This window comes from Amycolatopsis sp. NPDC058340 (assembly GCF_042723975.1).
GTDB lineage: Bacteria > Actinomycetota > Actinomycetes > Mycobacteriales > Pseudonocardiaceae > Amycolatopsis.
Map to the genome: position 1 here is coordinate 70,465 of NZ_JBHXIB010000031.1, position 19,296 is coordinate 89,760.

A 19,296-nucleotide genomic window follows, 5' to 3' on the forward strand; every position below is an offset into this window, starting at 1 on the left:
GCGAAAGCCGGTCGAGGTGTTTCGGGCCGTGTCAGTACTTCACGGATCGCGGCACGATGGTGCCGATCAGGCTGTCGATGGCGTCGAGCGCTCGGGAGCTGGTGTCGAAGGTGCTGAGGGCACTGAGAACGACATCTCGGTCAAGCTGGTTCTCGGCGTGCATCTCCTGCAGGATCTGGCGGGCGCGATCGCGGCCGAAGCCTCTGGCATAGCCGTTGTTGCCGTAGCTCACGAGCTCGTTGAGCCGGTCGACCAAGGCCGGGGGCAACGACGGCTCCGTCTGGCCGGTGTCGAGGTTCTGCGCTCCCAGCACGGCCGCCCAGCCTGCCTTCAGCCATGGTGAAGGGTGATCGACGAGTACGAGGGCGTTCCCGCGGGCCAGCCGTGTCGCGAGCTCGAGCGTTTGGGGACGGCCGGGAACGTGTGCGATGACCGCTCCTGGTCGTACTGTGACTCCGGAGCCGCGGGGCGAGGCATGCCGACCGTCTCTGAGCGGCGCGAAATGCGATGCTCCGTGTGTTCCGCCTTTTTCGTCGGTCACCAGGACCGGCTGGAGGCCGCGTGCTGCGGCTTGGTCTTCGGCCCAGGCGATCGCGAGAATGGCCGCGTCGTCGATGGGGCGGTCTTGCTGGTAGGGAACCCATGCGGGCACGAAGTCAGACGCCATCCGCGAACGCTAACGAATGGGTACGACAGTTTCCGGGCAGCTGGACGGGCGACACGCGTGTCGAACTGGGCGGGTTGTGTCGGGGTGGCTGTTTAGTCTCGGTGTTCTCGTCGCTGTGCATCACGCGTGCACGCGCTGGACGGGTGGTGAAGGAGACTGGGATGGCTTCGCGGTTTGACGAGCAGTGCGAGGCACTGCTGATGTTCTTGGAAGAGGCAATCGATGGCGATCGTGATGTTGAGCGGTTCTTGACCGGTTTGGGGCTGGCCCGGCAGGAACGGTTCGACGTGGTCGCGTCTCTGGCCGCTCGAGAGTTGGTGGTCAACGACAGGAAGCTAGCGCGCGTGGACTGCCGGTTGACTGGTGAGGGCCGTCATCGGGCGCAGCAGCTGATCGAGCAGCGTCCCGCGCGTCGGGCGGCCGAGCTGCGGACCCGCATGCTCCGCTGGTTGGACACGGAGTCCAGGCGGGTTGATTGGTCGGGGTTCCTTGCTAGTGACCAGGTGGTTTACCAGCAGCATCCGTTCACCAAGACCGAAGTCGAGCACCAGGCCGAGTTCCTTTTCACCGTTGGTCTGATCACAGCTCTCAGCGGTGATCAGGCCGTCGACGGGATCTATGGTCCGAAGCTGTCACCACGAGGCCGCGACTGCCTAATCCACGGCGGGGATGTCGCCGCGTACCTCGGGACGAGTCCTGTGCCGTCGAGCACCACCGTCCGTAACAGCCAGGACACGTACATCGGCTCGATCACCGGTGGCATGCAGTCGTGGAACAGCGCCACGGTGTCCCAGGTCCAGCACAACAATGCCCCCGCAGGCTATGAGGAACTCTCCCGGATCGTGGAGCTGCTGCTCGCGCAGCTTCCGGGACGAACCGAGCTGATTGGCGAGGCCCGGGAGGACATTCAGGAGGCGGCCGAGGAAACCCTCGCCGTAATCGCAGGCCCAGAGCCGAAACTCGGCAAGGTTCGCCGTCTGATCGACAGTCTCGTCGGCGCACTCGGCCGCGCCGCCCTTCCCCTTGGGCAGGGTATGGCGCAAGGGGTTCATGAAGGCACAGCGAAGTGGGCCGGCGAGCACTCTCAACTGCTGCTCAACTCCTTACCGATGTGACAGTGCGAATCACATGGCTCCCGCGCGGGAGCGGGCAGATCGGCCGCACGATCGGTGACTCCGAAGCCGAAAAGCAGTTGCGCCAGATCAGGCAAATCGTCTGCGGCTGAAGACGTAGGCCCTGTGAACCCAAAGCTTCGAGCAGCGCGATGACCTCCTGGACACACATGCTCGCTGTCGTGTTGGTGTCGCCCGGCCCGGCGGCGACGTCCACGCACACTTCGGCTCCCTCCTGGGTTCGACGACCACCTTGCCCTCGCCTAGGAACTCGGCTTGGTCGAGTCCGGGCCTGAATCGACCGACGAACTCGCCCGCCGCTGGGGGACCCTGTGAACCCAGCGGCCTTCCGATCAGGATGGAACGCCTGACCGCGACCGAGCACGCCCTGTCCGACCTGTTGCGGCACGCCGCCCGCCGAATTCGTAACGACGGTCATTTCGAGCTGCAGGCGGCCGTCGACGGCGTGCCTCCCCGCGCCGTCGATATCAGCCCGGTCGCCGACGTGCTCGCCGCCGCCGTGGGAATCTCGCACTCTACGAAGGCCGCGGCTGGCACGAAGCGAAGATCCTCGCCCGGGTCTCGGACATGGACCGGGCCGCGGTCACGCTGGCCCGAGCGATCGTCGAGCCGGAGCGCTGACGATCCGCGCGGCGCGGGGCTCGTGACGCCAGCACGCGTTCGTACGCCGCTTCGGGGAGTTCGAGGTGAAGAGCGTGCCCCGCAGTGGCTGGGCCGCTTCGACAACGAGGTCGGTACGGTCCTGGTGACCGGGGTTCTCCGCGGGGTGCAGCTGGGCGAGCCGGTGCCGGCATTGAGGCACAGCTCGGTGATCCGCCGTTCGATGGCGTCGGCGCGGGCGTCGTCGACTGTTCGCTCTTGCGGGGAGAGTGCGGCTTCGGTGGAGTGCTGGCGGCGCCAGACGAGGTAGAGCGCGACCACTCCCCCCGCTGCCGACACCCGATGCTCAACCCCGACCTTCAGCGTGTCCAGCCGCGCCTTCACGAGATCCGCGCCGGTGAGTCCGGCGGTGGCCGGCCACCACAACGCCACCACCACGATCACCAGCGCGGTGGTCCACATCGCCGTCCGGGTCAGCTCCGGCAACCGCCGCACCGATGGCGTCAGGCTCGGTGGTGGGTTGGAGGCGGCGGCCGGGGGCGTCGGTCATGACCTTCATCGTCGCGAAGCCGGTCCAGATGTTTCGATCCCCGGCGGCGTAAGCGGTGATTATGGTCTTCCTGGTGGTTCGAGAGGTTCTCTGTCAAGCGTTGCTTCGTCGAAGGTGACGTCGCCTGCGAAGGTTGTCGCGTTGAACTCGGCGTCGCGAGCGAAGGCCGCGCCGGTGAAGGTGGCGTTGCCGTTGAAGACCGCTTCGTTGAATTTGGTTCCGCTGGCGAACACGGCATCGGTGAACAGGACGAAGTCTTCGAAAGTTGTCTCGTTGAATGTTGCGGCCTCGACGAAGTTGACCCTGCGAAAAAAGGCTCTTCTGGCGAAGTTCGTCTCGTCGAACACGGCGATGCCGGTGAAGGTGGCCCCGTCGAACTGAGAGGCGCGGCTGAAGGTTGCTTTGAAGAATGTGGTGCTGCTGGTGAAGGCCGCCATGTCGAAGCGGGTGTGACCGGTGAAGGTCGCCTGGTAGAACCCGGCGATGCCGGTGAAGGTGGCGTGGCGAAAGGTGCTGCTTCCGATGCGGGCCTGGCCCAGGTCGAAGTCGATGAGTTGTGCGCCGGTGAGGTCGAGGTCGCGCTCGCCCCAGTAGGTTTCGCCGCGGTCGGATTTGAGGTGGCTGGTCAGGATGCGTTGGGCGGCGAGCCGGACTTCGCGTTCCTGAACAAGGGTGCGATGCTGCTCGCGATGTTCGGCGTCGGCGTCGGCCGGTGGTGGTTCGGGGTGTTCGAAGGGCATGCGGAGGTAGGCGCAGAGGACGTTGACGATGGTCTGGCGTTGGGTTTCGTTGTCTTGGGCGAGGCGCTCGAGGGCGTAGAGGCCGCCGAGCCGAACCGGGGCCTTGTCGGAACCGAGTTGTTCGACGGCCTTGGTGTACAGCTCGGTGATCCGACGGGCCGCGGCGTCGGCCCGGGCGTCGGCGGCGACTTCTTGCTGGTGGGCGAGCGTGTTGGCGGCGGTGCGTTCGGCGAGCTCGTGTGCCTCGTACTTGGCGAGCAGGTCGAGTTCGGTGGAGCGCTGGCGCCGGATGCCGAGCCAGAGGACGAGTACGCCGCCGAGGCCGACGCCCAGGGTGCCGCCGGTCCGGATCACCTCCAGCTTCGTGCCGTCGACCCCGATGCCGAGCATCAGCCACACCGCACCAACCGCGACCAGCAACATCACCGGAATCCCAGCCGGGATCACCCAGCCCGGGATCGGCCGCGTCGCTGGCCGAGGCTCCCCCGGTGGCGCCGGCGTTTCCGGGCGTGCCGCTCGGGGCAGCTCCGGCGGCCGCCGCTCCGACGACGTCGTCATCGGGCTCAGCGGCGGGCTGGCGGCTGGGGGCCGCGATTCCTCGGTCATGACCTTCGTCGTCGCAGAAAGCGGTCGAAGTGTTTCGGCAGGATCTCGACGACCGCTCAGCTCCGGATCGGCGCAGGTAGTTCGTCAGCCGCACCGAGAGCGCCCGAGCCGAGATGGGCATGAAGGCTGTCAGCCCGCCGGGGAGAGCCGGGTACCACCCCACCACTCCCCCGCTGCCCACACCGATGCTTGACCCGATCTTCAACGCGTCGAGCCGGGCTTTGACGATGTCGGGGCCGGTGAGTCCGGCGGTCGCCGACCACCACAGCACGGTCACCGCGGCCGCGGTCAGCACCGCGATCACGGCTGCGGTGGTCCACATCGCCCTGCGAGTCAGCTCCGGCAGCCGGCGAACTCCTCGCGATGAGGGACCTGTTCGATCACGTCCGGCTCGCTCCGGTCGGCCGGAACGGCCGGAAGCGGACTCGGACTCCGTCGACCCAGACGGCGTTCAGCTCGCCAAGGGCGTTGATCCCGGGTGACCGAGGCGACTGGAAGATCGTCAACGGCGTCGCACTCCGACTCCTGGCCGATGCCGAAACAACGGGAGTCCATCCCGGCGATGTCCAGGCACGTGTGCTCGCCGCCGCGAAGCGCGAGCGTCTCGACGACTGGACGTTTCAGGCTCTGCGCAACCTGTTCCTGCCGCCCATCGCGCTCGCCCACGGCGACGACGGATCCGTGTCGTTCAGCAACGAGATCCACCGCACGCAGGCGATGCGCGATGCGAAGACGCACACCACCATCGTCGCCGAGCACGAACTCGTCGGCGCAGCAGGCATCTGACTCGTTGTGCGAGACGTCGCCGCGGCGAGAAGACGGTGGAGTCGCCGGAGGACCTCCGCAACTGTGCTGGCCCCTCGATGAGAAGGCCTGCCAGGAGCTGCCGTTCGGTTTCACCGCGGTGCTCGTGAAGAGGGGCTAGCTCGTCGAGGAACGAGAGGTGGGAGGGCCGAGCGTGAGCTGGGACCGGATCACGCTCGGGATATCCGCGCCGAGCGCGGCGTTCGCCTGCACCAGTTGCACCGCACTAGCCGCCTCCGGCCTACGCCTACATGTATCCCTCAGCGAAGCCGTACCGGGCAGCGAGGTCAGCGGTCGTCTCTACCCGCCCGGTCCGCTCCAGCACACCGGAGTCGGCGGCGAGCGCCGCAACGCCGCGGCCGACGAACCGCGGGATCTCCCTGGGCGCGGGCATGACCCAGCCCCGGCTGCGGGCGATCACCGGTGACAGGCAACGTCCGGATGGCGGCTTCAACAGCGCCGCGATCTCGCTGGCCGTCACGTATGACCGGCTGCGCGGCTTGGCCAAGCCGGCGCGGAACCGCCGGTCGAAGAACCTGCGGATCAGGATGGTGTCCGCGCCGAAATGCCAACCCAGGACACGTGGCCCTCGAGCTCGCCAGTAGTTGTCGCCACGGTAGACGTCGAAGGCGCCGATAACGCTGCGCAGATGGGCTTCGGCACGGCCGGAGATCTCCGAACGGCACCGGATCAGCAGCTGGACCGCGAAGACCGGCTCATCCGTGGCGAACTTGTTCGCTATCGGCGCTTGCTGTCGCGGGGCAGACCGGCCGGCTCCGCGTGCGGTCGGCACGAACTCACCAACGATCTCGCCGGCGGCCTCGGCGAGCGCTCCCGCTACCGTCCCTTCCGGCTTGGCCGTCTGACGAGCAAGATGGCGGATCCTAGCGGGCGTCAGCGGAATCAAGTCGAGACAGACATCGACCTTCTCGCCGAGGTCCGGCCGGACGTCACCCAGCGCGTTCGCCAGCGCCTGCAGCGGGTCGTCGGGCCGAAGCGGGAGCGCCTTGAGTGCGAGGTGGGCTGGCCTCGCGAGAACCAGCTCGGCGCGTGCCACGTGCACCTGCGGTGCAGCTCTCCTGGCGGAAGGAGAAGTCTCCCCAGCTCGGCGTGCCCGGAGGTCTCGCAAGTTCATCGCGCTCCACCGTTCACACCGGGGTCATTTCGCCCTCGTCCGTGGTCGGGGGGACGTATCTCCTCGGTCGCCCGAGTCGCGCCGGATCTCGACTTCCGGGTAGGTCAGCTTGCTGATCACGCCGGTGATCGACTCCCGGCCTTCCACGCTCATGGCCAGCTTCCCGAACGCCTCGTCGGTGCTGAACCGCACCCGGACGCCGACCGCGGCCTTCGGCACCCAGCCGTGCACCGGGCGCACCCGGCCGAGCTGGTGCGCGAACGCCAGAACGCCCTGGAGGGACGGGTCGAACGTGGTGGTCGGGAGGAGGTCGTAACTGACTCTGGAGCGGAGGTGGCGGGAACGTAAGTGTCGGTGGAGGACGAAGACCGCGATCAAGATCGCGACCACCGCCGTGGTCACCCACCAAAGCGCGGGCTCGGCGAGCACGTGGTGAATATCGAGCGCCTTCGGCGCGCTGGTTCCCTGGATGGCCTGACGGCCATGGGGGAACAAGTCGGCATTTCCGACTGGGCTTGTCCACAGGGCCTGACCAGCGGAAGCCTTCGCAGACACAGAACACGCCAGCGCTGGGTCGACCGCAAGGTCAATCGCAAGCTCATTGTGTAACATCATGCTCGAGGCATGTACGCAACTAGGCGCGTTCGATGCGGGGTCGAGTGCCATGCCACGAAGCAACTTGATCTCACTCTGCGCTGGCCTTCAGGAACACCCGACACACCCGCGCGGTGACGTGATTCGACGAAGTCGTCTACTTCGGTGAACCGATTAGCATCTTGTAACGGGCAAGGACAGCCTGTACACGTTGAACATGACACATTGGGCGATCAACGGTGTTCCGCTGCTGTCCACAGACCATGAATTACTTGACCAAGACTTGATCGGCCCCAGCAACAGACCCCTCCATCGCGCCTACCTCGTCAGAGCTGTTGACACTCCTCCTGGGAATTTGCAGACAGCCGGCGAACCAGTTTCTGCAGTCAGAGATTTCGGTGAGTACACCAAGTACGTGACACCCCACGCCTCGCAGCTACCCTCCCTACTTGACCAAGAGTTTTTCGAAGCTCGGCAACTTACGTTTCCCCGACAAGTCAATGTGACTACATCAAGATTGGAGCTTTGGGACGCCCGGAGCGCTCAATCGATAGCCGTTCTGATGGTCGACTTTTCCGGAAGCATTACCGACATAGTTTCCGTTGCTCGATGGCTCACCTCAGGGCGTTTCAAAATCAACAACGCACGAACTGCTGCGATCGTCGAGCGCCTCTGCGTCCCAGACAGGTCTACCGCCGAATCCAAGCTTCTTGAGAAGCATATTCTCGTCGTGCCGTCCACTGCCGGGAATATTGAATATAACCTTGACGCATTACAGCGGATCATTCACCGAGCAGACACGCCCGCCAGACCAGGCGTCGAAGGTCTCCACTTTCCACCCCAGATGAACCGAAGAGCGTACAGCGTCTGCGCACACGGACCACATGCAACCGTCCTATTAGGGCATCAGGAATACATGGAGAATGCTTGTCTTACTGGACTTTGCCAGGCAGTCGCAGCCTCCGAACGAGTGAACAAGATATTCGACACCGCCATCGCCACACTTGCCGCAGGTGCCGTTCGCCATGAGGCTTCAACACTGGCCGACTTGCAGCGCAATCTGACAGATAGGCACTCACAGATTCAGCAACTACACATTGAGATCGGCCTGAACGTCGAAGCACAACTGGAAAGCCGACTCCTCGTTTCCGGCACCCGAATCAAGGAGTACTATGAATCAATCATTGCCACGAACAAGATCAGGGAGCGACTACATGCCACACTTCGAATCCTCTCCAGACTTGAGCAAATAGTCCGCACCGAAGGAGATTTTATCAATAGCGCCCAAAAGTCCGTTGACCTTGAAAGAAGGCGGTCGTGGTCAGGACCCCTTCTGGCACTGCCGGCCATCGCTGTACCTTTAACTCTGGTGCTGTCCTACCTGGGCGCGAATGTTGATGAAGTCGGCCAGGGAAACTCGGCCCTCGACCTCGCCAGGTTTGGATGGGTCTATGGCGGAATTCTTCTGGCGACCCTTGCGATCCTACTGTCAGGTCTACCCGCGCTCTTACGCGCACGACGCCTCGCCTCACGTCCGTACGCACAGACAACTCCACTTCGCCGTAACCTCACCAGCGGTGGGCGGGATACTGCTCCAACACGCCTATCGCAACATGTTCACTCCCCCGGCGTAGCTGGCGAAATTGATGGTGTCGATCCGAACCAAAGAACCTGAGTTAGGAGCATTGATCATCTTGCCGCCGCCGACGTAGATCCCCACATGGTGGATGAGCCCAGGGCTGTAGAACACGAGATCACCTGGTCGTAGAGCGCCGAGCCCCGCTTCTTTCGGCACGCGCGCCCCTAACGCGAACTGTGACCTGCTGTTGTGTGGCAACGAGATACCGACCTTGGCGTAGGCGAAGAGCACCAGACCGCTGCAGTCGAAGCCGATCTTGTTGTAGTCCCCGTGCCGGTCTGCGACGCCGCCGTCACGGATCCCGCGGCTCGGCCCAGCAGCCGTGCCACCGCCCCAGGCGTACGGCACACCGAGCTGCGACATCGCGGCGCCAATCACGATCTTCGCTGCCCCGGAAGCGCTGACGACAGGCCGGAGTTCGACCGCGTCGTAGCGCTCGATGTTGGCAAGGACCTGAGTGACGTAGGTCTGGCTGCCGTTGTACCGCAAGAGCGCGGCGCGTAGCTGGGCCTGGTCCTTTAAGTTCCGAGGCCCGGTTCCGCAGAGGTAGGCCGCCGCGCCGAGGGCGGCGTCGAAGGCGTTGTGCGGGTTGTGGGTGCCGTCGTCGTTGCCGTCTTGTGCGACGCCGGCCCAGGTGGTCGTGAGGAACTGGAACGGGCCGACGGCGCGTGCGAAGGTTCCGTCGGGATTTCGGATGGGAGTGCGGTTGCCTCCGACGCCGCTGCCGTCGAGGGGCGGGCCGAGGATCGGTGGGTTGATGTCTCCGTTGGGCGCGATCGTCCGGCCTGAAGCGTGACGGGATTCGACTTCGGCGATGCCTGCGAGGATCGACCAGCGCATCCCGGCACAAGTGGGGCGGATGCCAGCGACGCGCTGGGACGCCTGTTGGTAGGCGGTGAGCATGACGTCCGGGATGCCGGGCACGTGTCCTGGCGCCGAGCTTGACCCGTCTGCTCCTCCGGCGATGACGACGATGATCAGGACGGCGACGAGCACGCAGGCGATGACCGGCCCGAAAAGAAGAAGGAGCGCGAGGCAGCCCATCGTTTCAGATGTTCGCGGACCTCGTTGCGGACGTGGTCGGCGAGTTGGAGGGCGAGTAGCGGGTTCATGACCGGTGCTCGTTCAACCGGGTACGCAAGCGTTGCGACCACGTCGGCGTGATCGGCAACATCCCCGGCGGCAGCGCAGTTGGTTCCGGGACTGAGCTCTGGGCGCGTGGCGTTCTCCCAGCGGAAGCGGGCGCCGCGATGTCGGTGCCGGTGAATTCGGGAGTGGCCGAGATCCTGGAGGGTGGCGGAGTCGCAGCTGGCGACTCACTGGCTGACCGGCGGCTGCCGAGAACCGACGCCGCGGTGGTCGCGACATTCACCAAGGGGCCTTGCGGCGGCACCGAGGTTTCCAGCGTACGTGGCAGCGTAGGTCTTCGCGGCGCCCGCCTTGCGCCCGAGCGCGGCCTTAGCCGCGGTGCCCCGAGCGGTGAGGGCGGTGTGTGCGCGGTTAGCGGCGGCGGGCCAGGACACCGGGGCGCCCAGGGGGAAGGAGACGGCCTTGCTGCCAGCCTTCCCGCCCAGCTTGCCCGCGGTCACCAGCCGGTTCTTCAGGTCGTTCGCCGGGGCGATGGCCTCAGTGAAGGCACCGGCGCCGGTCTTGATGGTGCGGCTGATCCGGCGCGGCCCAGGCTCGACGATGGGCAAGGGCATGGATTTCGGCCCGCTACGTGGCCTGCCGAGCCGCTGGACACCGGAATTGACGCTGGACCGGATCCGCTGAATGTTCGTCATGAGCCGCTTGCGGAACAGGAAGCCGGAGAACACGACGATGTCGATGACGGCGAACTTGACCAGTTGAGGGCCGAGGTCGGCGAGCATGAGCGACCGCAGCAGCACGGTCATGACGGCGATGAAGAACATACCCATCAGCAGCTTGGCGACGGTGCCGGCGATCGAACTTATGCGGTAGGCCAGCTGGTGCTGCAGTGTCGGGATCAGGGCCGCGATCAGGGCTAGGCTGAGAAGAAGGCCTTCGAAGAGCAGAAAGTACGGGGCAAGGATCTGGATCGCGTTCAGGCAGATGGTGAGGATCGCGAACAGGATCATCGCGACGGCGTACTCCCACGCCCCGAGCATGCGATCGCCGTCGGCGACCCCGTTGTACTTGCCGTACTCGCTTGGACAACCGGCGAGCTCGCGGTGTCGAAGACCAGGTTGGCCGCGACGTGGTGTCGTCGTCGAAGTGGGTAGCGGCGAATCTGCTCCCAGAGGTGACCGATGGTCGCGGCCTGGACATCGGCGTTGGCTTCGTTCGCTGAGACTCCGCCTCCGGTTATGCCGCGGCGGGCTCCGAACGTGCCGATGGCCGCCCGGCTCGCCCGGATGACGCGTCCGACGATGCTCGGTACCGCGGGCAACATGGCGTTCAGCACGACTTCCCCAGCGGTGACGCCTTCGGCTCCGGCGAGCGCGGACCGCTGCAACAACGCGTACAGAACTTCGTCGTGACGCGCGTAGTCACGGCTGGCGAGGACTTCCGAAAGCCGCTCGTGAGCACCAAGGCCTGCCAACGCTGGATCCTGCGCCGCCCAGGCACTGAGGGCGGTGTCGAATCGCAAGCGCGACTTCGGGTCAGCGAGCTGGCGTTGGAGCGCGGTGAGCGGGCTGGAGGTGGCGGACATCGTGGGCCCCTTCGAGCGGCGACAAGATCGCCACGAGGCTCGAAACCACCCCTCGCCCTTTCCCTGGCTCAGATCCTTGCCCCGGCTCTGGGGCAAGCCGACTTTCACCTGATCGGAGTGCGTTCAACACTTCCGCGCTAGGGACCGCCAGCGGAGAGGACGACTTCCGCCCCACCTCGCGAGACGAGAGCCACCGCTGGGTCTCGCTGCTCTTCCAGCCGAACGAGACGAGGTCTCGGCCAGTCTCGATAGGCGCCCCGTGCGGCGCACATCCGAGCTCCGGTCGATCGGTGAATCCAAAGGACGACCACAAGTGCATGTCTCGGTCGATCTCTTTCGATTCGTCGTTCCGTCTCTCCGCGGCGGCGAAGTCTCGCCGTTGGCTGAGGCAGGTCTCGGCAGTTCGGGATGGACTGGATGAATATTTCTGGGGACGGTGCGGTTGCTCCTGAGACGCCTGATGGGCCCAGCGACGGGCTCGTCTGGTGCTACGATCAACGTCTCAAATCTGGCGATCGCCGCTATTCTGGTTACGTCACAACGGTTTCGGGTGTCCCGGGCGATCGTCTTCGCAGGCGGCTCAACGCCGCGATCAGCGAGCTACTCCAGTGGGCCGCGCACCAGTCCGGCCCAGCAAGTCCCGAGGACGAACCGCCGACATGACGACCTTCGAGCAAGTGAACGATCCTCCGGCGCCCGGCAGCTATGTCTCCGGGCCTTCCGGGCTGTCCGACTACGCCGTATCACCCCTGGGCATGCCCGCGGCCTTGCTCCGCGACGAAGTCCGCGTGGCCTTCCTCGGCCGGACATCCACCGAGGACCTGCAAGACCCTCGACAGTCGATGCTGCGCCAGCTCGCCAACTGCAAGGCCGCGATACCCGACTCATGGGTGATCGTGGCCCACTTCTACGATGTCGAGTCCGGCCGGCTCGCCCTGGACAACCGAGGCCGCGGTACAGACTACGAGCGCTTCGACATCCCGATCCCTCGAGCGGGTGGCGTGAGCGACCTGCTCAAGGAAGCACCTGCGCACACCCGGGCGTTCGACGTGGTCATCTGCGAGGGGATTTCCCGTGTCGCGCGCCGGGCGTTCGAGGGACTGTCCATCGAGCGTGAACTCGAGCGCGCGGATGTGCCTCTCTTCGCGTCGAACGAGCCCATCACGTTGTCCGGCAGCCGCGCGCAGCGCGTCCTCCAGCGCCGTATCAACCAGTCCATCGCCGAGTATGAGGTCCTCAACACCCTGGAGCAGTCCTGGGGCGGGCTCTGCACACACGTCCGAGACGGCTGGAACATCGGCAAGCCACCGCACGGCTACAAGGCCAAGGTGCTTCCGCATCCCAACCCGACGAAGGCCGACAAGGGGAAGACCAAGTCTCGTCTCGAACCGGACGGCCGACGCGCCGAGACCGTCACGCAGATCTTCCACTGGCGGTACTACGACGGTCTCGGCTGCGAGACCATCGCAGACCTGCTGAACGCCGATCTCGAGCGCTACCCGCCACCGACCGCGCCCAGCAAGGCACGCACTCGCGGCTTCTGGGGCAAGAGCTCGGTGCACGGCATCACGACCAACCCCAAGTACACCGGCTACCAGGTCTTCAACCGCCGAGCCACGAAGTCGCGACGCGGCAAGGTCAACGAGCCGTACAAGTGGGTCTGGTCACCGAAGCCTGTTCACGAGCCGCTGGTGCCCAAGTGGATGTTCGACGAACTCACCGGCCGTCGGACGGCACGACGCGGTTCACGGGCCGACGGGACCACCAATCAACACCCGCAGACCAACCGCACGTACCTGTTCCGCGGCGGGTCGTCCACAGCTGCGGACGCCGCATGATCGGCGACTCCCGGAAGGGACGGCCGACGTACTACCTGTGCTGGCCCAGAAAGAACAACCGCGGCGTCGCCGACCCTCACGCCGATCTGCCCACCGCGGTCCGGATTCGCGAAGACGAACTTCTAGACGCGGTCGGACGTTTTTTCGCCGACCGGATCTTCGGACCTGACCGTACGTCCATTCTGGAAGCCGACCTGGCCACTGTGGACGACACCGCAGCACGGGCACGCGCGGAAGACCGCGAGCGTCTCCAACGACAGCTCACCGACATCGAACGCAAGCAAGAAGCACTGCTCCGCCAATCACAAGATGGCGCACCTGACGACCACTTCGCGAAGGCGCTGAGGCAGAGCCACAACGAACTGGCGGCGAACAAGAACACCGTTCAAGCCGAGATGGTTCAGCTGGACGTGCAAGACATCGAGACTCCAGCACCACCCACACCCTCGGACCTGAGCCTTCTGGACGCCGTCCCTTACTTGCGGGTCAACTTGGCCAGGGCTCCGCAGGCACTCCTACAGACGCTCTTCGAGGTGACACAACTCACCGTGCAGTTGAACGACCTCGGCGACGTCGTGACGATCGGGGTTAAACTGCCAGCAGATCAAGTGACCGCGATAGCGGAAGCAGGAGAAAGGATCACAGACGCCATGTCGGCTACCGAAATAGCAAAAAGCGCCGATCAGAATGATCGACGCTTTTTGCGTGGTAGCTGTACGTACCCCCGATGGGATTCGAACCCACGCTACCGGCGTGAGAGGCCGGCGTCCTAGGCCGCTAGACGACGGGGGCTAGGATCTCTCTCCTCTTGGAGGAGATTTTCAGTTGTTCACCTGCTGTGTTGCTGTGGAGAAACTTACCAGACCGGGTTTCCCTCCTTCACAGGGGGGTCACTCTGTGTTCACTCCGGAGAGTTCTCCAGCTGGGGTACCAGGACTCGAACCTAGACTAACTGGACCAGAACCAGTCGTGCTGCCAATTACACCATACCCCAGTGAGGTACCGTTCCGATCTTGACCGGCTCGGTGCCGCACGAGAAAGAATACTAGAGCACGCCGTTCCGCACCGTGAAAGCGGGGGTCTCGGTAGCGCGCTGAGCGGGCACGCCGAGCTTCGCGAACTCGGAAACGAGCAGCTCAGGCAGCTCGTCGAGGCCCGAGATGGTGTGCACGCCCGCCGGGGCGCGCTCGGCGATGCCGTCCCGGTCGAGCCAGACGGCTCCCAGGCCGGCGTCGCGCGCGCCGATGGCGTCGGTGTCGAGTTTGTCGCCGACGTGGACGGCTTGCGCCGGGTCGCAGCCGAGGCCGAGGCAGACCGAGTGGAACATCGCCGGGTCGGGTTTGGCTACTCCGAGTTCACCGGCGATGGCCACGTGATCGAAGAACCGGGCGAGGCCGAGGTCGGCGATCTTCTTGCGTTGATGCGCGCCCGAGGCGTTCGTGACCGCGGCGACGAGAACACCGGCGGCCCGCAGCCATTCCAGGCACGGGAGGACATCTTCGAACAATTGCCACGAACGGGTGAGAATTTCACGACGACGTCTTTCGAAGCCGCTGACCTGGTCTTCGTCGGCCAAAATGCCGATCTCGGCGAGGAAGCATTCCGTACGCTTGTAATGCATGGTCGCGTAATCGATTTCGCCCGCGACCACCAGCGCGACATGCTCTTCGGTGATGAGATCCCACAGCGGCCAAAGGTCGTTCTGGCCGGTGAGGGCACGCAGGCTGAGACGGATCGCCGCCGTGCAGTCGATCAAGGTGTCATCGATGTCGAGGCACACCAACCGTAACTCCGGGGGCTCCCACGGGGCTCCGTCCGGAGCGTCCGGCGTGGTTCGTGACGAGGTCCGGGGCACGAGAGCGAAATCCACCAAGTGAGGCTAGGGCACTCAGCGCGATCGCGACTCTGCCGATGAGGTGATTAAGGCTGGTCTGTTCCGGCGCGGGCACTCTACTCCCAGTTGGTGAGATGACGTGTTTTAGTTACCGGACAACGGCTAACACGGGCGGCCGGGTGAAATGTCGATACGGGGCGCCCCATCCGATTCGCGGCGCGTACACCCCGTGATGACAACGAAATCCTTACCCGGCTTCGGTCGCGAGACCGTCCACAAGGGCATTTCCGCGATTTCCGTCCTTCCGGGACGGTCGCGTGCCTCTCGTGTCCTTTTTGGACATTCGCCTCGATCACCGCCCGGCCTCACACGGTCCGGTGAGACCTGCGCCATACCCCGAACAGCGTATCCGCCCGGATGGCGCTTGACGGGCTCGTCGCAGGGGTGCATCCTGAGCTTATTCAACGAGTGATGAATAAGCGGTTCGAAGGGGTGGGACGGATGAACGAACGTACGAACTGCGTGGTCGTCGGCGGTGGCCCCGCCGGCATGGTCGCCGGATTGCTGCTGGCCAGGGCCGGGGTCGAGGTCACCGTGCTGGAGAAGCACAAGGACTTCCTGCGGGACTTCCGCGGCGACACCGTGCACCCGTCGACGTTGACGTTGCTGGACGAGCTGGGCCTCAGCGAGAAATTCCTGAGCCTGCCGCACAGCCAGATCGCCTACGCCGGCTTCCCCGCCGAGGACGGCACGATGATGCGCCTCGCCGACCTGACCAGGCTGAAGGTGGCACACCCGTACATCGCGATGGTCCCGCAGTGGGACTTCCTGGACCTGCTCGCCGACGCCGGCGCGAAGGAGCCCACGTTCACGCTGCGGCAGAGCACCGAGATGACCGGGCTGATCTTCGAACACGGCCGGGTGAGCGGGGTCCGCTACCGCGACGCCGACGGGAAGACCGGCGAACTGCGCGCCGACCTGGTGATCGCCGCCGACGGACGCTGGTCGCTGGCCCGTCGCGAGGCCGGGCTGATGACGAAGGACTACCCCATCCCGTTCGACGCGTGGTGGTTCCGGATCTCGCGGCGGGACGGCGAACGCGAGGGCATGCTGACGCCGAAGATGCGGGATCGCCGCTTCGCCGTGCCGCTGCCCCGCAAGGGCTACTTCCAGATCGCGTACCTCAGCCCCAAGGGCCAGGACCTGCGCGACCAGGGCATCGAGGCGTTCCGGGAGAACGTGGCCGCGATCCTGCCCGAGCTGGCCGACCGCGTCGGCGAGCTGAAGACGACGGACGACGTCAAGTTCCTCGACGTCAAGATGAACCTGCTGCGGAAGTGGCACCTCGACGGGCTGCTGTGCATCGGTGACGCGGCGCACGCGATGTCGCCGGTCGGCGGGGTCGGCATCAACCTCGCGGTGCAGGACGCGGTCGCGGCCGCCACCCTGCTCGCCGAACCGCTGCGCCGGGGCAGGCCGTCGGTGACGGAGCTGGCGAAGGTCCGCAAGCGCCGTCTCGCGCCCACGATGCTGGTGCAGGGGCTGCAGCGGATGCTGCACAAGAACGTCATGGGGCCGGTGATGGCGGGCGAGCGCAACGGCCCGCCCGCGGTGATGGTGAAGCTGTTCGGCCGGTTCCCGGTGCTGTCGTACATCCCCGCGCGGCTGCTGGGCCTGGGGCTGCGGCCCGAGCACGCCCCGGCCTTCGCGCGGCGGGCGATGGAACCGGCCGGGAGCTGAACGCGTGAACGGGCCGGTCCTTGCGAAAGGACCGGCCCGTTCATCGCGCGCTAGATGTCCTGGACCGGGTTCGTCAGGGTGCCGATGCCTTCGATGGTGATCGAGACCGACTGGCCGTCCTCGATCGGGCCGACGCCCTCGGGTGTGCCGGTCAGGATGACGTCACCGGGCAGCAGGGTCATCACGCCGGACACGAATTCGACCAGCTCGGGGATCTTGTGCACCAGATCCGACGTCCGGCCGTCCTGCTTGAGCACACCGTCCACCTCGGACTTGAGCGCGAGATCGGCCGCGTCGAGCGAGGTCTCGATCCACGGGCCCAGCGGGCAGAAGGTGTCGAAACCCTTCGCCCTGCCCCACTGGCCGTCGGACTTCTGCAGGTCACGCGCGCTGACGTCGTTCGCCACGGTGTAGCCGAGGATCGCGCTCGCCGCGCGGGCGGCGGGCACGTTCTTGACCGGCTGGCCGATGACGATCGCCAGTTCGCCCTCGAAGTCGACGCGGCCGACGCCGCGCGGGCGGCGGATCGGCACGTTCGGCCCGATCACCGTGGTCGACGGCTTGATGAACAGCATCGGGTCCTGCGGGACCTCGTTGCCGAACTCGGCCGCGTGCTTGGCGTAGTTCCGGCCGACCGCGATCACCTTCGACGGCAGGATCGGCGCGAGCAGCCGGACGTCGGCGAGCGGCCAGCGCTTGCCGGTGAAGTTGGGGTTGCCGAAGGGGTGCTCGGCGATTTCCAGTACCTGGGCGTCGTCGCCGTCCCCTTCGATCGAAGCGAACGCGACACCACCGGGATGAGCAATTCGGGCTAGACGCACTCCCCCACTGTACGACTCCTCACGCCGGGCCCTCCCTGAGGGACTTGTGCACGAGCGCGTCGCACAGCGCCAGCCAGCTCGCCTCGACGATGTTGCCGTGCACGCCGACGGTGGTCCACTCGCGCTCGCCGTCGCTGGTCTCGACGAGCACGCGGGTGACGGCGTCGGTGCCCGGATGGCCGGGCAGGATCCGCACCTTGTAGTCGGCCAGCTCGACACTGTCCAACCAGGACAGATGCGGGCTGAGCGCCTCGCGCAGGGCGGCGTCGAGCGCGTGCACGGGCCCGTTGCCCTCGGCCGTCGCGATCACCCGCTGCCCGGCGACGCGCACCTTCACCGTCGCCTCGGAGACGACCTCGCCGTCGGACCGGTGGTCCAGCACGACCCGGTACGACTCGAGTTCGAACGGCGGTTCGTCGAGGACGTCGCTCTGCGGGCCGTCGACCTCCCGCCGCAGCAGCAGTTCCAGCGAAGCGTCCGCGGCTTCGAAGGACCAGCCTTCGGATTCGAGGCGTTTCACCTTCTTCACGGCGCTCGTCAGCGCCTCGGGCTGGCCGGCAAGGTCGACCCCGAGCTCACGTCCCTTGAGCTCCAGGCTGGCCCTGCCGGCCATCTCGGTGACCAGTACCCGCATGTCGTTGCCGACCGAAGCTGGATCGATGTGGTTGTACAGCAACGGATCCACCTTGATCGCGCTCGCGTGCAGTCCCGCCTTGTGGGCGAAGGCCGACGCCCCTACGTAAGCCTGGTGGGTGTAGGGGGCGATGTTCGCGATTTCGGCAAGGGCATGGGAGACCCGGGTGAGCTCGGCGGCGCCTCCGGTCGGGAGCACCTCCATTCCGAGCTTGGTCACCAAGTTCCCGGTCACGGCGAACAGATCGGCGTTACCCGCCCGTTCGCCGTAGCCGTTGGCGGTGCACTGGACGTGCGTCACGCCGGCCTGCACGGCGGCGACGGAATTCGCCACCGCGCAGGAAGTGTCGTCCTGACAATGGATTCCGAGCCGGAATCCGGTCCTTTCCTTGACCTCGCGGACGGTTTCCGCGAGGCCGAGCGGCAGCTGGCCGCCGTTGGTGTCGCACAGCACGGCGACGTCGGCGCCCGCGTTCACTCCCGCGTCGAGCACCTTCAAGGCGGTGTCCGGGGAGAACGCGTAGCCGTCGAAAAAGTGTTCCGCGTCAAGGAAGACGCGGCGTCCTTCGCCGACGAGGAACGCGACGGTGTCGCGCACCATCTCGCACGCCTCGTCGACGTCGACCCGCAGCGCGCGCTCGATGTGCCGCAGATCCGATTTGGCCACCAGGGTGACCACCGGCGCCTGGGAATCGAGCAGGGCCCGCACCTGCTGGTCCTGCTCGGCCTTGGCGCCCGCCTTCCGAGTCGCGCCGAAGGCGACGAGCGCGGCGTGGCGCAGTTTCAGTTCGCCCGAAGCGGCGCGGGCGAAGAATTCCGTGTCCTTGGGCAGCGCGCCCGGCCATCCGCCTTCGATGAACCCGACCCCGAGATCGTCGAGCAGCCTCGCCACCGCCAGCTTGTCCGTGACGGAGTAGGAGATCCCCTCACGCTGCGCGCCGTCGCGCAACGTCGTGTCGTACAGGTGGAAGGCGTCGCCGAGTGGCGTATCGGCGGGCTCCTTGCGGGTCACGGGAATCTCCTCGTGGTGGTGGCAAAACGTGTTCAGGCAACAAAAAAACCTCCCGCATGGGTGCGAGAGGTTGCGCGCCGGGGGCTCTTGTGGAGCTGTTATCCGGCGCGCTCGGCGATAATGATGGTGCAGGAGGTCACGGACGCATCATGGCACACGCTCCGGCGGGCGTCCACAAACCGGGCGGAAGATTCCACACTCCGGGACGCGCTCCCTGTGCCGCCGGCGTGGGGTGGGGGGGGGGGGGGAACCGGGGGCTGGGATGAAAGATCTAGA

The 19,296-nt window shown here is 65.8% G+C and carries 16 protein-coding genes and 2 tRNA genes; 5 read left to right on the top strand and 13 right to left on the bottom strand.

Going from position 1 to position 19,296, the window contains the following annotated elements; genetic code table 11:
• Positions 1 to 31 precede the first annotated feature (31 nt).
• Positions 32 to 667 (bottom strand): hypothetical protein, encoded by a 636-nt coding sequence (locus ACFWIW_RS28190; protein WP_378371261.1) that lies wholly within the window; start codon positions 665 to 667, stop codon positions 32 to 34.
• A 161-nt stretch (positions 668 to 828) separates the two neighbouring features.
• On the opposite strand from ACFWIW_RS28190, the gene ACFWIW_RS28195 reads away from it, so the two are divergent.
• Positions 829 to 1,782, top strand: a complete 954-nt coding sequence (locus ACFWIW_RS28195; RefSeq protein WP_378371262.1) for a hypothetical protein — start codon at positions 829 to 831, stop codon at positions 1,780 to 1,782.
• Between the two features lie 432 nt (positions 1,783 to 2,214).
• Here the strand turns inward: ACFWIW_RS28195 and ACFWIW_RS28200 are convergent, their stop codons facing one another.
• The gene (locus ACFWIW_RS28200; RefSeq protein ID WP_378371263.1) at positions 2,215 to 2,886 is read right to left on the bottom strand and encodes a hypothetical protein; all 672 of its coding nucleotides are present in this window, start codon (positions 2,884 to 2,886) and stop codon (positions 2,215 to 2,217) included.
• A 123-nt stretch (positions 2,887 to 3,009) separates the two neighbouring features.
• Positions 3,010 to 4,296 (bottom strand): pentapeptide repeat-containing protein, encoded by a 1,287-nt coding sequence (locus ACFWIW_RS28205; RefSeq protein WP_378371264.1) that lies wholly within the window; start codon positions 4,294 to 4,296, stop codon positions 3,010 to 3,012.
• Positions 4,297 to 4,659: 363 nt separating this feature from the next.
• Here ACFWIW_RS28205 and ACFWIW_RS28210 point away from each other — a divergent pair, with 363 nt between their 5' ends.
• A complete protein-coding gene (locus tag ACFWIW_RS28210; protein WP_378371265.1) occupies positions 4,660 to 5,082 on the top strand; it encodes a hypothetical protein in 423 nt (140 codons plus the stop codon).
• Positions 5,083 to 5,347: 265 nt separating this feature from the next.
• On the opposite strand, the gene ACFWIW_RS28215 is transcribed toward ACFWIW_RS28210, so the two are convergent.
• Positions 5,348 to 6,157 (bottom strand): hypothetical protein, encoded by an 810-nt coding sequence (locus ACFWIW_RS28215; RefSeq protein ID WP_378371266.1) that lies wholly within the window; start codon positions 6,155 to 6,157, stop codon positions 5,348 to 5,350.
• 102 nt (positions 6,158 to 6,259) lie between these two features.
• Complete coding sequence (locus ACFWIW_RS28220) at positions 6,260 to 6,901, bottom strand: hypothetical protein (protein WP_378371267.1); 642 nt, start codon at positions 6,899 to 6,901, stop codon at positions 6,260 to 6,262.
• Between the two features lie 139 nt (positions 6,902 to 7,040).
• On the opposite strand from ACFWIW_RS28220, the gene ACFWIW_RS28225 reads away from it, so the two are divergent.
• Positions 7,041 to 8,504, top strand: coding sequence for a hypothetical protein (locus tag ACFWIW_RS28225; RefSeq protein WP_378371268.1), 1,464 nt, complete (start codon positions 7,041 to 7,043; stop codon positions 8,502 to 8,504).
• On the opposite strand, the gene ACFWIW_RS28230 is transcribed toward ACFWIW_RS28225, so the two are convergent.
• The 3 genes from ACFWIW_RS28230 to ACFWIW_RS28240 form a co-directional block, all read right to left on the bottom strand.
• Positions 8,433 to 9,512: an NlpC/P60 family protein gene (locus tag ACFWIW_RS28230; RefSeq protein WP_378371269.1), complete on the bottom strand. Its 1,080-nt coding sequence runs from the start codon at positions 9,510 to 9,512 to the stop codon at positions 8,433 to 8,435. The two genes, ACFWIW_RS28225 and ACFWIW_RS28230, sit on opposite strands and share 72 nt — an antisense overlap.
• Positions 9,513 to 9,784: 272 nt before the next feature.
• Entirely contained in the window at positions 9,785 to 10,567 is a 783-nt protein-coding gene (locus ACFWIW_RS28235) for a hypothetical protein (protein WP_378371270.1), read from the bottom strand.
• Positions 10,564 to 11,142, bottom strand: coding sequence for a hypothetical protein (locus ACFWIW_RS28240; RefSeq protein WP_378371271.1), 579 nt, complete (start codon positions 11,140 to 11,142; stop codon positions 10,564 to 10,566). The genes ACFWIW_RS28235 and ACFWIW_RS28240 overlap by 4 nt, the downstream gene beginning before the upstream one ends.
• Before the next feature lie 677 nt (positions 11,143 to 11,819).
• On the opposite strand from ACFWIW_RS28240, the gene ACFWIW_RS28245 reads away from it, so the two are divergent.
• Positions 11,820 to 12,980 (top strand): recombinase family protein, encoded by a 1,161-nt coding sequence (locus ACFWIW_RS28245; RefSeq protein WP_378371272.1) that lies wholly within the window; start codon positions 11,820 to 11,822, stop codon positions 12,978 to 12,980.
• Between the two features lie 719 nt (positions 12,981 to 13,699).
• On the opposite strand, the gene ACFWIW_RS28250 is transcribed toward ACFWIW_RS28245, so the two are convergent.
• The 3 genes from ACFWIW_RS28250 to ACFWIW_RS28260 all read right to left on the bottom strand — a co-directional run bounded on the left by ACFWIW_RS28250 (position 13,700) and on the right by ACFWIW_RS28260 (position 14,760).
• Positions 13,700 to 13,772: transfer RNA gene (locus ACFWIW_RS28250), tRNA-Glu, on the bottom strand.
• A 130-nt stretch (positions 13,773 to 13,902) separates the two neighbouring features.
• Positions 13,903 to 13,974, bottom strand: a tRNA-Gln gene (locus ACFWIW_RS28255).
• 51 nt (positions 13,975 to 14,025) lie between these two features.
• The gene (locus ACFWIW_RS28260; RefSeq protein ID WP_378371278.1) at positions 14,026 to 14,760 is read right to left on the bottom strand and encodes an HAD family hydrolase; all 735 of its coding nucleotides are present in this window, start codon (positions 14,758 to 14,760) and stop codon (positions 14,026 to 14,028) included.
• A gap of 555 nt (positions 14,761 to 15,315) precedes the next feature.
• Here ACFWIW_RS28260 and ACFWIW_RS28265 point away from each other — a divergent pair.
• The gene (locus ACFWIW_RS28265; RefSeq protein ID WP_378371273.1) at positions 15,316 to 16,554 is read left to right on the top strand and encodes an FAD-dependent oxidoreductase; all 1,239 of its coding nucleotides are present in this window, start codon (positions 15,316 to 15,318) and stop codon (positions 16,552 to 16,554) included.
• 50 nt (positions 16,555 to 16,604) lie between these two features.
• Here the strand turns inward: ACFWIW_RS28265 and ACFWIW_RS28270 are convergent, their stop codons facing one another.
• Positions 16,605 to 17,375: a fumarylacetoacetate hydrolase family protein gene (locus ACFWIW_RS28270; protein WP_037341952.1), complete on the bottom strand. Its 771-nt coding sequence runs from the start codon at positions 17,373 to 17,375 to the stop codon at positions 16,605 to 16,607.
• 19 nt (positions 17,376 to 17,394) lie between these two features.
• Positions 17,395 to 19,020, bottom strand: a complete 1,626-nt coding sequence (gene cimA, locus ACFWIW_RS28275) for a citramalate synthase (protein WP_378371274.1) — start codon at positions 19,018 to 19,020, stop codon at positions 17,395 to 17,397.
• Positions 19,021 to 19,296 lie beyond the last annotated feature (276 nt).